This window comes from Nguyenibacter vanlangensis, from assembly GCF_013376155.1.
In the GTDB taxonomy this organism is placed as follows: Bacteria; Pseudomonadota; Alphaproteobacteria; order Acetobacterales; family Acetobacteraceae; genus Gluconacetobacter; species Gluconacetobacter vanlangensis.
The window spans coordinates 1-1,164 of the sequence record NZ_JABXXP010000820.1 but is presented as its reverse complement, the minus strand read 5'-3'; the positions used below and the strand labels follow the sequence as shown (position 1 = coordinate 1,164).

The following is a 1,164-nucleotide window of genomic DNA, read 5'->3' as shown; positions in this document are numbered from 1 at the left end:
CGCTGCTGGCGCGGATCGGCGTGGTGCCGGTGGCGGTATCGTGCGCCATGGCGCAGACCCGGCGCTGGGCGGAGCAGGTCCGCCTGCCGGTTCAGGCCGTGTTCGAGACCCCGCTGTTCACCAGGGCGGGAAACGGGTGGGTGGCCGCGGCCGAGTCCCCGTGATTCGATAATTTACCGGAACACGTCCTTTTCGCGGCGGAGGCGGGCGAAGGTGGCGACGTCGGGGGCGCGTAGGAAGGGGTTGGTCTGTTTTTCCAGCCCCAGCCGGACGGGCACGGTGGGGCGGGCCTCGGCCCGCAGGGTGTTGATTTCGGCGACGCGGGCGTGCAGGGCCGCGTTGTCGGGGTCGACCGCCAGGGCGAAGCGGGTATTGGCCAGGGTATATTCGTGCCCGCAGCAGACCAGGGTGCTGTCCGGCAGGGCGGCGATGCGGTGCAGCGCGTGGAACATTTCCTCGGCCGAGCCTTCGAACAGGCGGCCGCAGCCCAGGCTGAACAGCGTGTCGCCGCAGAACAGGGCCGGCGCGGCGGCGAAATAATAGGCGATATGGCCGCGCGTGTGGCCGGGAGTTTCCATCACCGTGCCGATCATGTCGCCCAGGGCGACCGTGTCGCCGTCGGACACGGCGTAGTCGAGCATCGGCAGGCGGTAGGCGTCGGCCGCGGCCCCGGTGACGATCGCGCCGAAGCGCTTGCGCAGCGCGTCGGTCGCCACCACGTGATCGGCATGATGATGCGTCAGGAAAATCTGGTCGAGCCGGCCGCCTTCGGCCTCGATCGCGGCGACCAGGGGGGCTTCCTCGGCCGGGTCGACCAGGGCGGTGGCGCCGCTTTCCTCGTCACGCAGGAACCAGGCGTAATTGTCGGTCAGGATCGGGATCGGGCGGATCGAAAGTCCCATGGTCGTCTCCGTCTGAGGGCGCGCGGCCTGGCGCGGCATGTTTCCACAATTTGTGTTAATCGGGCGTGATGCAAGACGACATCCGCACCGCCGCGAAATTCTATGCCAGCCGGCCGGGCGAGAACACCGCGCGGCTGCTGCGGCAGCGGCTGCGGACATTCTGGCCGAGTACGGGGCCCGGGTCCGCGCCCCGGGCGGGCGAGCGGATCCTGGGGCTGGGCTATACGCTGCCCTATCTGCCGCTCTGGGCGCGGCCGGGGGC

General features: G+C 69.9%; 1 protein-coding gene and 1 pseudogene. One reads left to right on the top strand and one right to left on the bottom strand.

Annotated elements, in window-relative coordinates; translation table 11 throughout:
- Window positions 1-173 precede the first annotated feature (173 nt).
- Window positions 174-902 (bottom strand): hydroxyacylglutathione hydrolase, encoded by a 729-nt coding sequence (gene gloB, locus HUK84_RS19340; RefSeq protein ID WP_176641663.1) that lies wholly within the window; start codon window positions 900-902, stop codon window positions 174-176.
- 68 nt (window positions 903-970) lie between these two features.
- Here gloB and HUK84_RS19335 point away from each other — a divergent pair.
- Window positions 971-1,164: pseudogene (locus HUK84_RS19335) on the top strand (methyltransferase); the annotation flags it as partial.